Genomic DNA, 20,068 nt, shown 5'->3' with positions numbered 1-20,068 from the left:
AAATCACTTGCAAGCTTGTAAATTAAGCATACAATCGCCATATATAATTAACCTGAACTTTGGATAATAAATATATCTCAAGCAGCTACTTTCAGCGCTAACTGCGTTGAATTTACTTGCAATAGGCCAGCTATTGACGCGTAAATTCGCCTTGTTTTCACTGAAAATCTCTGGCTAGAGAAAATAAATTTAAATATAACTATGATTTAGTACGTTAGTAAATCTCTTAACCAGAGTTCAGGTTAAGTAACATACAATCTATTTTATAATTAGTTGGTTTATAGGAAAATGATGACTAAAAAATCGAAAACAAAAACGGCCACTAACAGCGCCGTAGATACTGGCCGCGGTGTTATAAGGCACAATGCGTTGGCTGCACTGGTTACCTCTAAAGTGTTTAAACCACAAGTGGTTAAAGCTAAAAAAGGTAAAGGCTCTTTTAAGCGCAGCAACAAGCATTCAGGACAAGAGTCCTATTTAATCGCCGCTTAAATAGCTGTGATCAAATAGGGCTTTTGCTAATGCTTTTAGTTATTAGAGATTAGGTACTAGCTTAACTTATTACTTTCGCCTCGCACTTGTTGCTAATAGTGCTATGTAAACTTCCACCTTCAGCTAGCCTAGTCTCTACCTGAAACTTAATGCCTGAGCGCTGTTTTATTGTTAGGTAGTAAGGCTATATAGTCAATATCGTGACTAGTTAAAAAGGTGATATTTAACGGCTGCGAGATTAACCACTCTATTGCATAGCGTAAGCAAATATCGGCTAAACCATCGCGATAGTAACCGCCACCAATATCAGAATGCGCACCAGCAAACCACAATTCGGTAATGTTGCTTTGTTGGTTCATTAGTGTGGGTTCAAACGCGCGACGCTTTTCATCCAGGGCTACAAAATGTAAGGCTTGAGTAACATTACTTGCTATGGTGTGGTTTTCAAAAATTACATGCTCTGCGCCACGGGTCGCTTTGGTTATTTTTGATAAACCAATAGAGGCAATAGTGTCAAATACACACAGGTATACTTGCTCACTTATTAATGGTTCTAATAATTTTGCTAAGCGCCTAGCGAGTGCAGCGCCTCGGCTAAAACCAGTTAATAAGACAATGTCGCCTAGCTTATAATGGCTTTTAAAATCACTTAGGGCTTGTTTTAAAATGCTAGCTACATCGTCGTTACGTGGTGCGAGTGTTTGATTTAAAAAACGTTTTAAGCGGCTGCCTTTAGTACCAATACCTTGATAATAAAAACTAAGTTGATTGGTTAATTTAGTATTAGGAGAGTTATTAAGTTGTCCGCCAGCGAGTAAGTGTAGTTTAAGAATATTAGAAATACTGCTGTCTTCTTTAAAATGATCAGCACTAAACTGCTCGGCGTCTCTAGGCTCAGCACCGGTGCCATCAAAGTTAAAAATGAGTGTTTTAGCCGTCATTGCATATTACCTCCTAAGCTTTTTTACTTTATACCCAAAGCAAGCCTTTGAAATGCTGAACTTTGCATTTTGAGATGGTTTGGATATATAATGTAAAAGTGTTAAATATTAATGACAGCGGTAATAAATTCACCGCTGTGGTGTTTAAACTCTGCAAAACTTTAGGGTCTGTTAACCTTTGCGGATTAAAATTTGTTCAAACTAGGGGCGATTTAATCACGGCGCGAGATTTTTAACCTAGTGGGCTAAGTAAAAACCGAGCAACAAAGAGTTAATCGCCCCTAGGCAGAACCCTTCGGGCAGCGCATGTTTGGCATTGATGCTACGTTATCGCCTATTTATGGGGAATAACCACACCACATAGGCTCTGCCTTGCCTAAATACCAAACACACTGCTGCAAATTTAACCTTGAAAGATCAACAGACCCTAATGTAACTTCATTTTAGGGCGTACCACGCGCAGTATTTTTTCGCTGATCCACAAGGCAAAGGTTTTTGCACTGCCGTGAATGGCGCGTTGATGCATGCGATAGAGCGAAATATACATAAAGCGGGCAATTTTACCTTCAATAAAAAAGCTATTACTGGTGAGATTACCCATTAAATTACCAACTGTACTGTAGCGAGACAGATTAACTAAAGAGCCGTGATCGCTGTACTTAAAGCCACTCAATGGTTGCTGTTTTAATGTGGCTATAAGATTTTTTTCAACACATTGCGCCATTTGATGCGCCGATTGCGCCCGCGGTGGCACTTGTTTGCCGTCGGCTTGGGTAAAGGCGCAGCAATCGCCCAATACAAAAATGCTGTCATCAACCGTGCTTTGTAAAAATTGGTTAACTTGAATTTGATTGCTGCGAGTGAGCTCAAAAATACCTAGGTCTTTAATAAAATCAGGAGCTTTTACTCCTGCAGCCCAAAGCATAATATCGGCATTAATGTGCTCATCGTCTTTGGTAATGAAGCCGTGCTCGGTGGCCTCTTTTACTTGCGTTTGTTCGCGTACATTAACCCCTAATTTTAGCAGCTCGCGCTTGGCACTAACGGCAATGCGCTCGGGAAGTGCGGGTAAAATGCGTGGCCCGGCTTCAATTAAATGAATATGTAAACGTTTGGACGACATATTAGTTAAGCCGTATAGCTTTAATAACTCAGAAACATGATACAACTCAGCCGAGAGTTCTACACCGGTTGCGCCGCCGCCCACAATGGCAATGTTTAATGATTGTTGTTGATTGTCGTCTTGGTGCAGGCGGGTAAAGCTGTCGAGTAACGAATGCTGAAAGCGCTCTGCTTGCAGATTCGAATCTAAAAAGTAGCAATGCTCTTTTATACCAGGGGTATTAAAGTCGTTACTTACGCTGCCTATGGCAATAACAAGGTGGTCGTAGCGCACGTTGCGCTCGGGTAAAATAGTGTGGCCTAATTCGTCATAAAGTGGTGCGAGGGTAATGGTTTTATTGCTTTGGTCAATATTACAAAATGTACCAAGCTGAAAGCGATAATGATGTTTAGCGGCATGAGCGCTGTACACTACGCCGTCTAAATCTGGGTCAATAGAGCCGGTCGCTACTTCGTGCAGTAACGGCTTCCATATGTGGGTGCGGTTTTTATCTATGAGTAGTATGTCTGCGTGTTTTTTCTTTCCTAGTTTATGTCCTAGTTGGGTTGCAAGCTCTAATCCGCCAGCCCCACCGCCAATAACGACGATTTTAGGTGTGGTAATATTCATAACGCTGCCCTTAAAAAATAATATACCCAAGTGATCTGTATTTTTTATTGGTTTTTTAAGGTGACTTGGGTATCAATAAATTATTTTGGCAACAAGTAGTTATTACTCATTCTATGGCTGCCTAGTTTGCGCCTAAATAAAACTGATGTCAGCAATAAATAATGTTATTTGTTGTATACTGAGTTGCAAATATTTCATCTACACCGCATTTTTATAAGCATGACTATTGTTTAGTTATCTAAAGGACATTTATGAGCGCGCCACTAATTCAATCACTTGAGCAACACTTTGGCTTTAATCAGTTTAGAGGCGGGCAGCAGCAAACCATAGAGCAGTTGTTAAATGGGCAATCGTCGTTGGCAATATTCCCAACCGGCTCGGGTAAGTCTTTGTGTTATCAATTAACCGCGTTGCATTTACCGAATTTAACCTTAGTGGTATCGCCCTTATTGGCATTGATGAAAGATCAAATTAGCTTTTTAAACAGCAAAGGTATTTATGCTGCCAGCCTTGATTCGAGCCAAGATCAAATGCAAAGCAGTACCGTAATGAACGATGTTCGCAGCGGTAAAATTAAAGTCTTAATGGTGTCGGTTGAGCGCTTTAAAAATGAGCGTTTTAGAGAGTTTATTAACCAAATAGCAGTGTCTATGTTGGTTGTTGACGAAGCGCACTGTATTTCTGAGTGGGGACACAACTTTAGACCCGACTACTTAAAACTACCACGCTACCGTGAAGAGCTTAATATTCCGCTGGTATTATTATTAACCGCCACCGCGACTAAAAAAGTAAAGCGCGATATGGCCGAGCGCTTTGCCATTGCCCCAGAATGCATTGTACAAACCGGTTTTTACCGCGCTAATTTAGACTTAAGTGTGCTGAGTGTAAAAACGGCGGATAAAAATACCGAGCTTGCTAACATTATTAGCGCACAAAATGGCCCAGGTATTGTGTATGTTACCTTGCAGCAAAGTGCCGAACAAGTGGCTAATATGCTTAGCAATCAAGGGCTGCAAGCTGTGGCGTATCATGCTGGGCTTGAAGATACACTCAGATGGCAAATTCAAGATGACTTTATGGGTGGTAGAATTAATGTAGTAGTGGCTACGATTGCTTTTGGAATGGGCGTAGATAAAGCCGATATTCGCTTTGTTATTCATTACGACTTACCTAAATCGATTGAAAACTACAGCCAAGAAATAGGCCGAGCAGGGCGCGATGGTAACCCGTCACAGTGTTTTACCTTAGCCAACCTTGATGGGTTAAATACTGTAGAGAACTTTGTGTATGGCGACACCCCAGAGCTAAGCGGTATTGAGCATGTAATTAACGATATTCGCCAGCACCACAGCTCGCAGCAGCAATGGGAAATGCAAGAATATAGCCTTTCAAGCGACAGTAATATTAGGCAACTTGCGCTTAAAACTTTGTTAGTACAGCTAGAAATGCAAGGTGCAATTACGCCGCAATACGCTTACTACGCCGATTTTAAATATAAGTTTTTGGTTGATAAAAACGAGTTGCTAGGCCAGTTTGATGAGCAGCGCCAAGCATTTTTAACGCAAATATTTAGCCATACCGATTTTAAAAAAGTATGGGGCACGCTTAATTTTGATAGCCTGACACAAGCCGCGCAAGTCGATCGAAAACGAGTGGTTGCGGCGCTTGACTACTTAGCCGAAAAACAGCTTATTACCCTAGAAACCAAACGTATTACCCAAGTGTATAAAGTGCATAGTGAGGTGATAAACAACCCTGAACTTGCGCAGCAACTGCATGATTATTTTACCGATAAAGAACAAGCCGAAATAAAACGTATAGCTACATTGGTACGCTTTTTTGAGTTGCAAAGCTGTTTAAGCTACAACCTTGCCCGTTATTTTGACGATCAAAATGCGCCCCAGCAATGCGGCCATTGCTCAGTATGCAGAGGCCACAGTGTTAAGCTTGAATATTCAGTGCAAGCAGATGTTGTTGATGAGAGTGTAATTTATCAAAAAGTAGATGAGTTTTTACAGCATCTAGCCAGTAAAGGCATTAATAACGTAGGTGTAGAAACCCAATGTCGCTTTTTAGCGGGCATGAGCGTGCCTTTATTTGCACGCAATAAAGTGCGCCAATTGAGTGGTTTTGCGCTGTGTGAAGCGATGCGCTACAGTGATATTAAAGCGAAATTACTGGCGCGTCAGCTAGCATAATATTAGCTAAATTTAACCTAGTTAGCCTTTAAAATAGCCCCTAGAGATAGATTTACTCTGCCGATTTGAGCTTAGTTGGTGTATCCTAGTGGCTTACTTTATTTTATTAAGCCACTATGCCTCAAATTGTTATTCCGGTTAAAAACCTCACCACCACCCCAGAGCCTGTTACGTGTGCTAATTGCCAAGCCTGTTGCTGCCAATTAGAAGTACGCATAGTGACAGATACCGGTGTGCCATTTCATTATATTGAATACGATAAATGGGGCAGCGAAGTAATGAAACGTGCCGATGATGGCTGGTGCCAAGCCCTCGATCGCAACACACTCATGTGTTCTATTTACGAAAACCGCCCGTTAGTGTGTCGCGAATTTGAAATGGCGTCAGATGAGTGTATTACCGAGCGCGAGCTAGGCGGAATTTAAATTATTACAGCAAACGTAAAAAGGGCCCAAGGCCCTTTTTAAATGTGTACTAATTTAATGTAATTGGTATAACTATAAAACTAATAGCAGCCGATTATTAATCGTATTTAGCTTCAAGCTCTTGTGCGGTATGAAATTTTTCATGGCTTTGTAATTGCTCATCGTACTTAACTAGGTTTTTAAAGTGCGCTAGTTGACCTGAGTTTTTAACAATTTCGACAATAAACGACATCATAAAATCGGCGCCGGTTAGGGTGTCGCCTACTAAGTAACGTTTGCCTGCTAGGCGATCGTTAAAGTAGCTTATTACTTTAGCTGTTTCGGCGTCGGCGTAACCTTCTAAAAACTGGGTTTTAGCGCCATCTTTTAATACAAACATTTTAAGCAGCAGCGGTAAAATAGCTGAGCTTTCGGCAAAGTGTAGCCATTGCTGATAATCAACATAATCGCTAGTGCCTGCTTTAGGTGCAAACTTTCCGTTACCGTATTTAGTAATGAGGTAATCGGTAATTGCGCCCGACTCGGCAACAATAATCCCATCATCTTCTATCACCGGCGACTTACCAAGCTGATGAATATGTTTAAGTTCATCTGGGGCTAAAAAAGTGTCTTTATTACGTTGGTAAGCAACTATTTCATAATCTACGGCTAATTCTTCTAGTAACCAGATAATACGTTTTGAGCGTGATTTATTTAAATGATGTAGCTTGATCATAGTAATCCTTGTTGCATTGCCATTTTGTACAGATAACAACGCATTAAATTTAAAGTGGGCTGTTAATTTTAACTACGGTTTTACCGAAGTTTTTCCCGCTGATCATATCGTTAAAGGCAGTAATGGTATTTTCGATGCCTTCTACCATATGTTCGCGGTATTGAATTTTTCCATCTTGTAGCCATTGCTGCATAGCGGTTGCAAACTCATCATAACGATGGCCATAATCGTCAAAAATAATAAAGCCTTGCATCTTAATACGCTTAGAGAGTATTTGCCCCATTAGCATACCCAAACGATCAGGGCCTTCTGGTAAGCTGGTTGCATTATACTGCGACACTAAACCACACACAGGTACGCGTGCTGATGTATTGAGAAGGGGTAATACGGCGTCGAATACCTTGCCGCCCACATTTTCATAATAAACATCAATACCGTTATCACAGGCTTGTTCAAGTTGCTGTGCAAAATTATCTGCTTTGTGATCAATACAGGCATCAAAACCTAATACTTCTACTGCGTGCTTACATTTTTCACTGCCACCGGCAACGCCGACGACTCTACAGCCTTTAATTTTTGCAATTTGGCCAACGGTAGCGCCCACAGGGCCTGTTGCTGCAGCAACGACCACGGTTTCACCTGCTTTAGGTGCACCAATATCAAGTAATCCCATATAAGCGGTAAAGCCCGGCATTCCCATAATACCTAGTGCATACGAAGGATTAGCAGGCTCTTTGCCTAATTGCATTAACCCTTCGCCGTTGCTAATAGCGTAGTCTTGCCAACCAGTGTAAGCCAATACCCATTCGCCTTCGCTAAAGGAGTCGTTTTTAGACTCTTGAACTTGGCATACAGTTGCCCCAACCATCACGTCGCCAACATTTACTGGGTCGGCATACGATTTAGCGTCGCTCATGCGGCCACGCATGTAAGGGTCAAGGGATAAGTAAATGGTACGCAGTAATACTTCACCATTTTTTAATGGCGGCAGCTCTAGTGTTTTTAATGCAAAGTTTTCATCGGTAGGAGCACCGTGTGGGCGTGATGCTAACGTGAGTTGTCGACTGGTTACTGACATATAAAATCTCCAATAGATGAGTGAACTACTTTGATCTGAATGTTTTAGTTTGTGTTTAAAGCAAAGTTGAAACTAAACAATAATGCGCAGATAAGTAGTAAGAAACCTGAGCTCCGGAGAATAAACTTATCTCAAGCAGCTATTTTCAGCGCTAACTGCGTTGAATTTACTTGCAATAGGCCAGCTATTGACGCGTAAATTCGCCTTGTTTTCACTGAAAACCTCTGGCTAGAGAAAATAAAATTAAATATAACGATGATTCAATACGTTAGTAAATCTCTTAACCAGAGCTCAGGTTAAGTATGTATATCTTAATACAGGAGTTTTGGGCACACGGTTAAAAAATCAACCCCAAGGTGTGAGTATTTACTCTAAGGTGAGTTTATAAGTGGATTAACTGATTTCTATAGCGCTATAACTTTTATTTAAACTACTCTAAAATGAATGCTATTAACTTAACAACAATAGATGCGAAATTATTATGCACCCACACATTAGTAAGCTTTATAACAGTGCGTTAAAGCCAAGCCGATTAATTATAGGCCTAATGAGTGGTACCTCGTTAGATGGGCTTGATGTTGCCTTATGTAAAATAACTGCCGCGGGTGTGCATACCCAAATTGAGGTTTTAAAGTTTACTACGGTTGATTATAGCGATGATTATAAAACAAAAATAAAGCAGGTATTCGCCAAGCGTGAATGCAACTTAGAATACCTTACGTTACTGCACCCTTGGGTTGGTAAATTACATGGTGACATGGTTAATCAGTGTTTAAAAAGCTGGCAGATAAACCCAGCCAACATAGACGTAATAGCCAGCCACGGACAAACTATTTACCATTGCCCTAAAAGCCAGCATCAGTATAACGACTTTAACAATGGCACTTTACAAATTGGCGATAGCGACCAAATAGCCGTTACTACAGGTATTACTACCATTGGCGATTTTCGGCAAAAGCATATAGCAGCAGGCGGCGAGGGCGCACCACTTGCCGTGTATGGTGATTATTTATTTTTTTCAAGCTCTGACGAAAATCGTATTTTACTCAATATGGGCGGTATAGCTAACCTCACTTTTTTACCCCAAAATGGTGATAGCAACGCAGTATTTAGCTCTGACATTGGCCCATGTAATACCATTATGGACGCCTATGTGCAGCGTTATTTTAATAACATGCATTACGATGAAAACGCTGCGATAGCGAAAGCGGGCGTTATTAATAGTGCGTTACTAACAGCGCTTTGCGACAATCATTTTTTAACCCTAAAAATGCCAAAAACTACTGGCCCTGAAGTGTTTAATTTGGCTTATTTAGAGGCTGCGCAACAGGCTTCAAATACCCAAAAGTTAAGTCATCAAGACGTAATGGCCACCTTAAACCGCTTTACCGCAGAGGTTATTGCCAATGCGCTAAATACGTGTGTAAAAATGGCGCCCAATAGTGTGGTGTATGCCAGCGGCGGCGGCATTCACAATTTACTCTTAATGCAACATTTAGTAACGCTTTGTCCGGCCATAAAAGGTTTTAAAAATACTCACGCATTAGGGGTTGATCCCGACGCGAAAGAAGCGGTACTTTTTGCTATTTTAGCTAACGAATGCTTAGCCGGTGAGCAGCTACACCTTGATAATAAAGCTCAAGGAATTGCAGGCGTTACTATGGGTAAAGTGAGTTTTGCAGATTGAAACCACATATTCTAAGCTTAAGTTTTTAGGTGAGACCTAGCCAAACTCACTGTTTGGCCTTTGCATAACTGCGACTTACTGTTATAGGGTAAGCTTATTTTTTTGCGCGGCCATTAGCGTGAATATTGTTTTGTAGTAATTAATTGCAGCTGCGCTTTAATTATTATAAAAATGTTATTGCTTATTTACTTTTTAAAGATGCACCAATCCTCCCTTAGTTTCGCCCCTCAGGCCTTAGTGGTGCACTTTTATAACTAAAAAGACCAAACCCATCCAAATCAACTATGCGCTTTTTTAAAACATAAGGCATAGTTATTAAATGCAGTGTAAATGGGCTGTTAATAACTATTTTTGACTATATATATTCATATAATCTGAATGTATATTCATTCCTTGGTTGACTCAGCGTTATTTTACGGCTAGTTTTTATCCCCCCTTTGATTAAAGTTTTCACTAATAAATACTGCACTATACTAATTCAAAAAAATTTTACAGTGGCTGTTTTAGGCATTTTAACGATTTTTTGAATGAGATAAGCGCATACCTCGAGTATATAAAAATATATGACTTAATTAGTAAGCACAATTTAGCTGATAGCAATAGGCTGATGAAATAGGAATAAGTAATGAATGATATGAGCAAAAAATCCCAAGGTCTTTATCGCGCTGAATTTGAACATGACAGTTGCGGCATTGGCTTTGTCGCTAACCTTAAGGGTAAAAAGTCACACGATATTATCGAAAATGCACTCACCATGCTCAGCTGCATGGAACATCGTGGTGGAACAGGGTTTGACGTTAAAAGTGGTGATGGTGCTGGTATTCTTATTCAAATTCCTCATGAGTTTTTCCGTCAAGAAACCGCAAAGCTAGGGTGGACACTGCCAAGTGCCTTAAACTATGGTGTGGGGATGATTTTTTTCCCACGCGATAAAGCACTTAGCGACGCGTGTAAAAAAATACTAAATCAAAATATTGCCGAACTGGGTTTAACCTTAATAGGGTATCGGGATGTTCCGGGCGATAACTCTATGTTAGGCGCGGCTTCATTTGAAAGCGAGCCAAATATTGAGCAAGTGTTTATTGCTAAGCCGCAAGGGCTAAGCGCACAAGAATTTGAACGTAAGCTGTTTGTGCTGCGTAAATACACCTCGCATAAAATTAATGGTTTAGATTTCACCGAACGTGACGAATTTTATGTAACCTCAATGTCATCTACCAAAATTGTTTATAAAGGCCAGTTTACTACCGAGCAAGTGCGCCAGTATTACCTTGATCTGCAAGACGAGCGTACTATTTCGGGAATGGCGATGTTTCATTCTCGCTTTTCAACCAATACTTTTCCTGCTTGGCGCCGTGCGCAGCCGTTTCGTTATATAGCCCACAATGGTGAAATTAATACGGTACGCGGTAATATTAACTGGATGAATGCTCGTGAGGCATTGTTTAGCTCGGTTAATTTTAGCGATGCTGAATTGAACATGTTAAACCCAGTGTGTAATAACGATAACTCAGATTCGGCTAACCTTGATATGGCTATTGAGCTATTAGTGCTCAGCGGGCGGTCTTTGGCGCAAGTAATGATGATGATGGTGCCAGAAGCATGGCAAACTCAAACCGATATGGATGCCACTAAACGTGCATTTTACGAGTATTATGCCTGTATTATGGAGCCATGGGATGGCCCGGCATCGTTATCGTTTACCGATGGTAATATTATTGGTGCAACCCTTGATCGTAATGGTTTGCGCCCTTCGCGTTACTTGTTAACCGAAGATGGCATGCTAGTAATGGGCTCAGAAACCGGCACTTTATGTATTGACCAATCTACTGTGGTTGAAAAGGGGCGTTTGCAACCGGGTAAAATATTTATTGCTGACTTAGAGCAAGGTCGCATTATTAGTGATGACGAAGTAAAACAACACGTTAGCTCGGCTCAGCCGTATGCTCGTTGGTTAGCTGAAAACAAAATTGAATTAGACAATTTACCCGTTCCTAGCGCGTCTTTTGCCCAGCCGCCATTGGCAGAGCTGCGAAAAATACAAAAAGCATTTGGTTACACCAGCGAAGATCTTAACCTAGTACTAGCGGGTATGGTTGGTACGGCTAAAGAGCCACTAGGCGCTATGGGTACCGACACGCCGCTTGCAGTGCTGTCGCATCGCCCGCAACAATTATCACATTATTTTAAGCAGTTATTTGCGCAAGTAACCAACCCACCTATTGACCCTATTCGTGAAGAATTGGTTATGTCGTTGCGCGGTTATATTGGCCGCTCACTTAACTTGCTCGATGAAACACCTGGGCATTGCCATAAGGTTGAAATAGAACAGCCTGTATTGACCAATGAGCAATTACGCAAACTACAGTATATAGATAACAATCATCTTCAAGCTAAAACGATCGACATTACTTTTAAAGCCAGCGGTGGGCCAGGTGCACTAAAAAGAGCACTGGATCGTATTTGTTTATATGCCAAAAATGCCGTTGAAGATGATTATGAAATACTCATTTTAAGTGACCGTGGCGTAGACAGCGACCATGTTGCTATACCTTCGGTATTGGCAACAGCTGCGGTGCATCACTATTTAATTCGTGAAAAACTACGCTCATCTGCCGATATAATTTTGGAGTCGGGTGATATACGCGAAACGCATCATTTTGCTACTGTTATTGGTTATGGCGCTGCGGCAGTTAACCCGTATTTAGCCCTAGAGAGCATGTATGGTTTACGTGATGAAGGCGTACTTGATACTAACTTAACAAATGAACAAATTACCCAAAAATACACCAAAGCGGTAGGCAGCGGCTTGTTGAAAACCTTCTCTAAAATGGGCATTTCAACGCTACAGTCGTATTTAGGTGCGCAAGTTTTTGAAGCCTTGGGTATTAATTCGGAGGTTATTGATCAGTACTTTACCGGTACGGTTAGCCGTATTGAAGGCTTAAGCCTAGATCAAATTGCCCAAGAGGCGCTATTACGCCACCGTGAGGGTTTCCCTGAGGCCAACCGCATTGCTATAGATAAACTACTGCCTACGGGCGGAGAATACTCGTGGCGTCATGATGGTGAACGGCACTTATTTAATCCCACGGTAATTCGCTTACTGCAGCATTCAACAGCCAGTAATAATGTTGAGCAGTTTAAGCAGTATGCAAAAACGGTGGACGATCAAAGTAAAGAAGCCTTTACCTTACGGGGGTTATTACAATTGAATAGCGATCGTCCTGCTATTGCCTTGAGCGAAGTGGAACCGGTTGCCAACATTTTCAAACGCTTTGCCTCGGGTGCCATGTCGTTTGGCTCAATTTCGTGGGAAGCACACACTACTTTAGCTATAGCTATGAACCGCATTGGCGGTAAAAGTAACAGCGGTGAGGGCGGCGAAGACCCAATTCGTTATACTGCGCTTGAAAATGGCGATTCGATGAATTCGCGAATTAAACAAGTGGCTTCGGGTCGTTTTGGTGTTACTAGCCATTATTTAGCGAATGCCGATGAGCTACAAATAAAAATGGCGCAGGGCGCAAAACCGGGCGAAGGTGGGCAATTACCAGGTGATAAAGTAGATGCATGGATTGGTAAAACTCGTGGCTCTACGCCAGGGGTGGGCTTAATTTCGCCGCCGCCACACCATGATATTTATTCTATTGAAGATTTATCGCAACTTATTTTCGATCTTAAAAACGCCAACCGTGACGCGCGCATTAACGTTAAATTAGTATCAGAAGCGGGTGTAGGTACGGTTGCATCGGGTGTGGCAAAAGCCTATGCCGATGTGGTACTGATTGCGGGCCACGATGGCGGCACCGGTGCGTCACCACTGAGCTCAATTAAACATACGGGCTTACCGTGGGAACTGGGTTTGGCTGAAACGCATCAAACTTTGGTGCGTAATAAACTGCGTAGCCGTATTACGGTACAAACCGATGGGCAACTTAAAACGCCACGCGACTTAGCCATTGCAACGCTACTTGGTGCAGAAGAGTATGGTATGGCTACCACAGCATTGGTGGTTGAGGGATGTATTATGATGCGTAAGTGTCATTTAAATACTTGCCCAGTTGGTATTGCCACACAAGATAAAGGCCTGCGCGACAAGTTTACTGGTCGTGCCGATATTTTAGTTAACTTTTTTACCATGATGGCAGAAGGTTTACGCGAAATTATGGCTGAGCTTGGTTTTAGAAGTATTGAAGAAATGGTAGGCCAAACTCAGTGCCTTACGCAGCGCAAAGATGTTGACCATTGGAAATACCAAGGCGTTGACTTAACTCCACTATTACACAAAGCAGAATGCGCTGAAAACGAAACTCTGTATCAATCAATAAAGCAAAAGCATTTAATCGACGACATTATCGATCGCAAAATGATCAAAGATGCTCAAGCGGCACTAGAGTCTGGGCAAAGTGTGGCGCTTGAATACGATGTGATTAACACCGACAGAACCATAGGGGCGATGATCTCTAACGAAATCTCTAAAAAGTACCATGCAGATGGCTTACCGCAAGATACTATTAAGGTTAAGTTTAACGGCTCAGCGGGACAAAGCTTTGGTTGTTTTTCAACCAAGGGTTTACGTTTTGAACTTGAAGGCGATGCCAACGACTACTTTGGTAAAGGACTCTCTGGCGCAAATTTAGTGGTGTACCCTAGTAAACAAGCTAAGTTTGCTGCTAGTGAAAATATCCTCATTGGTAATGTGGCCTTTTTTGGAGCAACTTCGGGTAGCGCCTTTATACGCGGTATAGCGGGGGAGCGTTTTTGTGTACGTAACTCGGGCGCAACAGCCGTTGTTGAAGGTGTGGGGGATCACGGTTGTGAATACATGACCGGCGGTAAAGTGGTTATTTTGGGCGCAACTGGTCGAAACTTTGCTGCAGGTATGTCGGGCGGTGTTGCTTACGTACTTGATGTAAATAATGACTTTGCGGCTAAATGCAATATGGAAATGGTCGCACTTGAAAGTGTAGATACCGACGCTGAAAGCCACGAATTAAAAGCCTTAATTAGCCAACATTTTGATGCTACAGGTTCAGATGTTGCCAGTGATTTATTAAAAGATTGGAACAGCAATGTTAAGCGCTTTGTTAAAGTAATGCCGGTTGATTACAAACGCATGCAAGGTTATATGAATGATGTACGCAGTAGCGGAAAATTCACCTCAGAGTATGACATTGCCGTAGAAGCATTCGACATTCATTTAAACAACATAGCTAGCGCTAAAGCTTAAGCTGCCAAGGAGAATATATTATGGGAAATCCAACAGGGTTTATCAACGTAGGTCGTGCCTTGCCAACTGAGCGTAACGCAGGTGAACGTTTAATTGACTGGCTGGAAGTATATGAAGAAATACCACAAGCAGATGTAGAGCAGCAAGCTTCGCGTTGTATGGATTGTGGCGTGCCGTTTTGTCAGTCGGCAAAATCAGAATTTGCACCGGCAGTAGCTGGGTGTCCGGTAAATAATGTAATACCGGAGTGGAATGACTTAATTTATCGCGGCCGCTGGCAAGATGCAGTAGAGCTATTGCATAAAACCAATAACTTTCCTGAGTTTACTGGGCGTGTATGCCCAGCCCCTTGTGAGGGGGCATGTGTACTGGGTATTAACGCCGATCCGGTGGCTATTAAGTTACATGAAAAAGAAATTATTGATCATGCCTTTAAGCAAGGTTGGGTGGTTGCTGAGCCACCTGCATCTCGCACTGGTAAAAATGTAGCCGTAATTGGTTCGGGCCCAGCGGGCCTTGCCGCTGCAGCACAGTTAAATAAAGCTGGCCATATGGTTACTGTATATGAGCGCGCCGACCGCATTGGTGGCTTGCTAATGTATGGTATTCCAAACATGAAGCTACAAAAAGAATTAGTGCAACGTCGGGTTGATATTTTAGCCCAAGAAGGCATTGTTTTTGTTACTAATACTGAAGTAGGCAAAGACATTAGTGTGGCGCAGTTAGAAACTGACTTTGACTCAGTCGTGTTATGTATTGGTGCCACAGTACCGCGCGACTTACCCGTTGCAGGGCGCGAGCTTAACGGTGTGCATTTTGCTATGGACTTTTTAACAGCCAATACCAAAAGCTTGCTCGATAGCGAACATCAAGACGGAGCGTTCATTAATGCGAAAGGCAAAAATGTAGTGGTTATAGGTGGCGGTGATACCGGCACCGATTGTATTGGTACTGCGCTTCGCCATCAGTGTAAAAGTGCTATTCAGCTAGAAATTATGCCTCGTCCACCCGAGCAACGCGACGAGAGCAGCAATCCTTGGCCACAATGGCCGAAACGTTTGTTGGTTGATTACGGCCAAAAAGAAGCTATTGCAGTACAAGGCCAAGATCCACGTCAATATTTAGTGATGACTAAAAAAATTGAAAGTGACGGGCAAGGTAATGTTAAAGCTGTGCACACTGTAGATATTACTTGGCAACTTAACGATAAAGGGCAAATGGTGCCACAAGAAGTAGCGGGCAGTGAAAAGATAATTCCTGCCGATATAGTACTGATTGCTATGGGCTTTATGGGGCCAGAAGGTGGCCTTGTTGCACAATTTGGTTTAGAGCAAGATGCTCGCTCTAATATTGCAGCACAGTACGATAAGTTTGCTACAAGCAAGCCTGGCGTATTTGCCGCAGGCGATGGTCGTCGCGGACAAAGCTTAATTGTGTGGGCAATAGATGAAGGTCGACGCTGCGCACGTGAGGTTGACAGCTATTTAATGGGTAAAAGCTATTTGCCTTAAAGCGATTACAAGTCTGTAAACTTTAACTGCTTTAAAAGTTAAAACCATCTATTATAGCAAGCCCTACCGCATTAATTATGCAAGGTGGGGCTTGTTTTTATAATTTATTCTATTAATAAACCTTGTAAAAAGTAGGTAAGGTAAGAAATGACTTCTGAAAAACCACGTAAATATTCACAAAAAATTGTAGATGGTAGCGCTCAGGCTCCTAGTCGTTCTATGTTACGAGCGGTAGGTTTTAATGATGACGATTTTAAAAAGTCTCAAGTTGGTATTGCCTCTACATGGTCTATGGTAACGCCGTGCAATATGCACATTAATACACTTGCCGAAGAAGTGGGTAAAGGCGTAGATAGCGCCGGTGCGAAAAGCGTTATTTATAATACCATTACCGTATCCGATGGTATTTCTATGGGCACCGAAGGGATGAAATATTCTTTAGTATCACGCGAAGTAATTTGCGATTCAATAGAAGCGGTATCAGCGGGTATGGGCCACGACGGTATTATTGCTATTGGCGGTTGTGATAAAAATATGCCGGGTTGTTTAATGGGTTTAGCACGTTTAAACCGCCCTTCTATATTTGTGTACGGCGGTACAATTTTACCCGGTGAAAATCATACCGATATAGTCTCGGTATTTGAAGCGGTGGGCAGCTACGCGGCAGGCGATATTCCAATTACGCAATTAGAACATATTGAAAAAACAGCCATACCAGGGGCCGGTTCGTGTGGTGGTATGTACACGGCAAATACGTTAGCCTCAGCAATTGAAGCTTTAGGCATGAGTATGCCAAATAGTTCTGCGCAAAATGCTATTTCACAAAACAAAAAACAAGACTGTATTGATGCGGGTAAAGCGATTGTTTATTTGCTAGAGCATGACATTAAACCTTCCGATATTATGACCAAAAAAGCGTTTGAAAATGCAATTACGCTGATCATTACCTTAGGCGGCTCAACCAATGCGGTGCTGCATTTAATTGCTATGGCTGATGCGGTAGGCGTTGAAGTAACATTGGATGACTTTGTGCGTATTGGCGATAAAACACCAGTAATTGCCGACTTGCGCCCAAGCGGTCAATATTTAATGTCGGAGTTGATTGAAATTGGTGGCATTCAGCCACTGATGAAGCGTTTATTAGATGCCGGTATGCTGCACGGTGACTGTATGACAGTGACAGGCAAAACCATGGCCGAAAATTTAGCCGATGTAGCAGATTACCCAGCAGGGCAAAATATTATTTTACCTTTTGATCAGCCGATTAAAAAAGACAGTCATTTAGTTATATTAGCTGGCAACTTAGCGCCAGAAGGAGCAGTGTCAAAAATTACGGGTAAAGAGGGTTTACGCTTTACCGGCAACGCAAAAGTATATGATTCAGAAGAGCAAGGTTTTGCCGCTATTATAGATGGGCAAGTAGTAGCCGGAGACGTTGTAGTAATTCGCTATGAAGGTCCTAAAGGTGGCCCAGGTATGCGTGAAATGCTAAGCCCCACTTCAGCTATTATGGGTAAAGGTTTAGGTAACGATGTGGCGCTTATTACCGATGGTCGTTTTTCAGGTGGTAGTAGGGGTTTTGTTGTGGGGCACGTTACACCAGAAGCTTACGAAGGCGGCGCCATTGCACTAGTAGAAAATGGTGACAGCATTACTATTGACGCGCAAAGCCGTGAAATGACTCTTAATATTACTGATGAAGAAATGGCCAGTAGGAAACAACGTTGGCAACAACCTGCGCCAAAATACACCCGCGGATTACTAGCAAAATATGCCAGAACAGTAAGCTCAGCTTCTACCGGAGCCGTGACCGATAAGCCAAGTTAAGGCACAATTAATCGCTAAAATTAGCGATTAAACTCCCCTAAATAGAGCGAGTTTTAATCCGCAAAGATCAACACGCCCTAGATAACCTTGTTACTTTATTTGTAATTTAAGTAACAAGGTTATAAATCGCTCAAGTTTTTAGTTGGCCGACCGATATATACTTAATAGCAGTTTGCGATTAAGGATGATCATGATTAACAATGGGTTAAATAACCACTCTAGTTTAGCGACAAAGCAAGTACTGCCAGTTGATAATGTAAACCATACCCTTAGCAGCAAACTGCAACATAGCCCACTCGAAATAGCGCCAAAATTAATACCAGAGTTAGCAACAGAGCTATCACCCAAAATAACGTCCGATTTTCTCAGTCAGTTTAGCGACGAAAAAGTTGCCCAATTACTGCAACAACAACTTTCGATGCTGATCACTCCTGCAAAAAAAGCAAATATATCGAGCTACCACTACAGCGCTGAAGAGTTAGCTATACGTACTGTAATAACGAGTCAGCAAGAAGGGCTACTTAAAAATGAGCATAGCGATAAGCTCATACAACGCTTAAATAAATCGGTAACAGATATTCAGGGTGCTTACGCCAACACCAGTGATATTTTATTTAACCTGGGGCAATTAGGGCATCAACAAACATCATTTTTAGCCTCTAGTCAGCAGCGTGTTGAGCGTGCGCTTAACCCTTATATGGAGAGTATTAATCGCAGCAAGCATGAGGATGACGATAACTACCGCTTTCAATTATCAGTAAAAACCAAAGAAGGCGATATTATTAATATTACCTTTAACTCATCGCAAGGTTATGATGAAAGTGCTGGTAAAACGGCTGATAATTTTAGCCTTAGCTATGAAGTAGAAGGGGATTTGTCAGAGGCTGAGCATCAGGCGCTAACTGAAGTACTTGCAGGTGTAGGTGAAATGGCTGATGAGTTTTTTAAAGTCAGTCAATATGCTAACAGCCGTTATGTGCCGGTAAACCAAGGCGATATGAACTTAGACTTTTTAGCTGATTTTAATCATCAGCAGTTATCTGGTTTTGATGTGTCTTTTTCAACAACGCAAAATGATGTGCTTGATACAGGCGAAAACACGCTTGATTTAAGTTACTCAATTGATGAAGCATCGAATCAGCAAGCACTTGTGTTTAAATCAGAAAGTGGGCAAAACGAAATAGACTTTGCACTCGATATGTCGACCATTGGTGCTAAAGACACACAGCAAATGCAGCAGTATTTAGCGTCGCTCGATCAAAGCTTAGAAGATAGCCGAGTAAACAGTACCGAGGATAGTAAAGACTCGGCATTTGGTCGTAAGGGCGACAAGACAATGCAACAAGGCTTTGAATTGTTTAAAGGGGCTTTTGCAAGTATGTCGTCGGCGGCTGAACGTTATAGTAGTATAGAGTCACTTGCAGATAAGCAATTTAATGACGGGCGCGCTATGGTTGCCGATTTAGTCGATAACATGATCACGAACGATCCTCGCTATCAAGGGCTTGGCAACAGTACGCAAAATTCTTTAGGGGCGGGTATTTCTAAGTTAGCTGATTTTGATGCAAAATTTGAGTTTGCCATGGACAGAGGCGACTATCAGCCTAAAAGTAACGTTGCGCTAAGCCAAGCCACCGAGCAACAAAAGTCAGGTGAGCTAAAAGGGGTTACGCAAAGTAAAAACGTAAGTAGCCATTTTGACTACCAGAATACCCGGCCCGATTATTACGACAGCGAAGAAAGTTACAATATTAATACCGCCGTTAAAAATAACGAGTTAGTTGGGCTTGACCAATACCAGCAAATAGATATTGATAAAAAAACCTATCAATACAACCAAGATAAATCGCAGTATGAGCTAAAAATGGCACTTACTGAAAAAACCACTCACGAAAGTAACATTCGCCTTATTAACGACATTTGGCTTGAAAGCAACGAAAACAGCCACAAAATGGATAAAAAAGAGCGTATAAACGAGATTGGTGAGCAAGATAATTTTAAAAATACCAACCATTATTCACATAATAAGTTAGTTACATTAATTGGTGATTTAGACAAATTAGCGCAAGATAAAGATGCAAGACGAGAGTATTTAACGCAGTTATCGCAAGTAAACTTTTTTATGGATAACAATAAATAATGGCTTGATTATAGTAATGCTATTGACTTTTTTTGGTTGTAAAATAGCCATATATCAACTTAACTTATACTCTTAAATCGAGTAAATAA

The 20,068-nt window shown here is 41.8% G+C and carries 11 protein-coding genes and 1 pseudogene; 8 read left to right on the top strand and 4 right to left on the bottom strand.

The window, feature by feature from the left end; genetic code table 11:
- Nucleotides 1-291: 291 nt before the first annotated feature.
- On the top strand, nt 292-492 hold the full coding sequence (locus CIK86_RS16210; RefSeq protein WP_058374703.1) for a ribosome alternative rescue factor ArfA: 201 nt from the start codon (nt 292-294) through the stop codon (nt 490-492).
- Nucleotides 493-659: 167 nt separating this feature from the next.
- Here the strand turns inward: CIK86_RS16210 and CIK86_RS16205 are convergent.
- Together CIK86_RS16205 and CIK86_RS16200 are read right to left on the bottom strand one after the other, a co-directional pair.
- Nucleotides 660-1,433 (bottom strand): annotated as a pseudogene (locus CIK86_RS16205) (DUF2235 domain-containing protein); the annotation flags it as partial.
- 427 nt (nt 1,434-1,860) lie between these two features.
- The gene (locus CIK86_RS16200; protein ID WP_086998216.1) at nt 1,861-3,165 is read right to left on the bottom strand and encodes an NAD(P)/FAD-dependent oxidoreductase; all 1,305 of its coding nucleotides are present in this window, start codon (nt 3,163-3,165) and stop codon (nt 1,861-1,863) included.
- 251 nt (nt 3,166-3,416) lie between these two features.
- On the opposite strand from CIK86_RS16200, the gene CIK86_RS16195 reads away from it, so the two are divergent.
- Complete coding sequence (locus CIK86_RS16195; protein ID WP_086998213.1) at nt 3,417-5,363, top strand: RecQ family ATP-dependent DNA helicase; 1,947 nt, start codon at nt 3,417-3,419, stop codon at nt 5,361-5,363.
- A gap of 116 nt (nt 5,364-5,479) precedes the next feature.
- On the top strand, nt 5,480-5,788 hold the full coding sequence (locus CIK86_RS16190) for a YkgJ family cysteine cluster protein (RefSeq protein WP_176359701.1): 309 nt from the start codon (nt 5,480-5,482) through the stop codon (nt 5,786-5,788).
- 97 nt (nt 5,789-5,885) lie between these two features.
- On the opposite strand, the gene CIK86_RS16185 is transcribed toward CIK86_RS16190, so the two are convergent.
- Together CIK86_RS16185 and CIK86_RS16180 are read right to left on the bottom strand one after the other, a co-directional pair.
- Complete coding sequence (locus CIK86_RS16185; RefSeq protein WP_011329762.1) at nt 5,886-6,503, bottom strand: glutathione S-transferase; 618 nt, start codon at nt 6,501-6,503, stop codon at nt 5,886-5,888.
- 49 nt (nt 6,504-6,552) lie between these two features.
- Entirely contained in the window at nt 6,553-7,581 is a 1,029-nt protein-coding gene (locus CIK86_RS16180) for an NADP-dependent oxidoreductase (RefSeq protein WP_011329763.1), read from the bottom strand.
- A gap of 481 nt (nt 7,582-8,062) precedes the next feature.
- On the opposite strand from CIK86_RS16180, the gene CIK86_RS16175 reads away from it, so the two are divergent.
- From CIK86_RS16175 to CIK86_RS16155, 5 genes are all read left to right on the top strand, one after another.
- On the top strand, nt 8,063-9,268 hold the full coding sequence (locus tag CIK86_RS16175; protein WP_086998210.1) for an anhydro-N-acetylmuramic acid kinase: 1,206 nt from the start codon (nt 8,063-8,065) through the stop codon (nt 9,266-9,268).
- Between the two features lie 625 nt (nt 9,269-9,893).
- Nucleotides 9,894-14,501, top strand: a complete 4,608-nt coding sequence (gene gltB / locus CIK86_RS16170) for a glutamate synthase large subunit (protein ID WP_086998207.1) — start codon at nt 9,894-9,896, stop codon at nt 14,499-14,501.
- Nucleotides 14,502-14,521: 20 nt separating this feature from the next.
- A complete protein-coding gene (locus tag CIK86_RS16165; protein ID WP_011329766.1) occupies nt 14,522-16,012 on the top strand; it encodes a glutamate synthase subunit beta in 1,491 nt (496 codons plus the stop codon).
- Between the two features lie 147 nt (nt 16,013-16,159).
- Nucleotides 16,160-17,839 carry a dihydroxy-acid dehydratase gene (ilvD, locus tag CIK86_RS16160; RefSeq protein ID WP_086998204.1) on the top strand — a complete coding sequence of 560 codons (1,680 nt, stop codon included), beginning with the start codon at nt 16,160-16,162 and terminating at the stop codon, nt 17,837-17,839.
- 190 nt (nt 17,840-18,029) lie between these two features.
- Nucleotides 18,030-19,979 carry a hypothetical protein gene (locus CIK86_RS16155; protein ID WP_086998201.1) on the top strand — a complete coding sequence of 650 codons (1,950 nt, stop codon included), beginning with the start codon at nt 18,030-18,032 and terminating at the stop codon, nt 19,977-19,979.
- Nucleotides 19,980-20,068 lie beyond the last annotated feature (89 nt).

The sequence above is a fragment of the Pseudoalteromonas sp. JB197 genome (genome assembly GCF_002332205.1).
GTDB classification, from domain to species: domain Bacteria; phylum Pseudomonadota; class Gammaproteobacteria; order Enterobacterales; family Alteromonadaceae; genus Pseudoalteromonas; species Pseudoalteromonas nigrifaciens.
Note: the sequence above shows the minus strand (reverse complement) of the source record. Positions and strands in the feature narration are given on the sequence as shown.

Excerpts from the sequence above, each read along its gene's own strand:
- CIK86_RS16195 (WP_086998213.1), top strand. The coding sequence starts at position 3,417 with ATGAGCGCGCCACTAATTCAATCACTTGAGCAACACTTTGGCTTTAAT.
- gltB (WP_086998207.1), top strand. The coding sequence starts at position 9,894 with ATGAATGATATGAGCAAAAAATCCCAAGGTCTTTATCGCGCTGAATTT.
- CIK86_RS16200 (WP_086998216.1), bottom strand. The coding sequence starts at position 3,165 with ATGAATATTACCACACCTAAAATCGTCGTTATTGGCGGTGGGGCTGGC.
- ilvD (WP_086998204.1), top strand. The coding sequence starts at position 16,160 with ATGACTTCTGAAAAACCACGTAAATATTCACAAAAAATTGTAGATGGT.
- CIK86_RS16175 (WP_086998210.1), top strand. The coding sequence starts at position 8,063 with ATGCACCCACACATTAGTAAGCTTTATAACAGTGCGTTAAAGCCAAGC.
- CIK86_RS16180 (WP_011329763.1), bottom strand. The coding sequence starts at position 7,581 with ATGTCAGTAACCAGTCGACAACTCACGTTAGCATCACGCCCACACGGT.
- CIK86_RS16155 (WP_086998201.1), top strand. The coding sequence starts at position 18,030 with ATGATTAACAATGGGTTAAATAACCACTCTAGTTTAGCGACAAAGCAA.
- CIK86_RS16210 (WP_058374703.1), top strand. The coding sequence starts at position 292 with ATGACTAAAAAATCGAAAACAAAAACGGCCACTAACAGCGCCGTAGAT.
- CIK86_RS16190 (WP_176359701.1), top strand. The coding sequence starts at position 5,480 with ATGCCTCAAATTGTTATTCCGGTTAAAAACCTCACCACCACCCCAGAG.
- CIK86_RS16165 (WP_011329766.1), top strand. The coding sequence starts at position 14,522 with ATGGGAAATCCAACAGGGTTTATCAACGTAGGTCGTGCCTTGCCAACT.
- CIK86_RS16185 (WP_011329762.1), bottom strand. The coding sequence starts at position 6,503 with ATGATCAAGCTACATCATTTAAATAAATCACGCTCAAAACGTATTATC.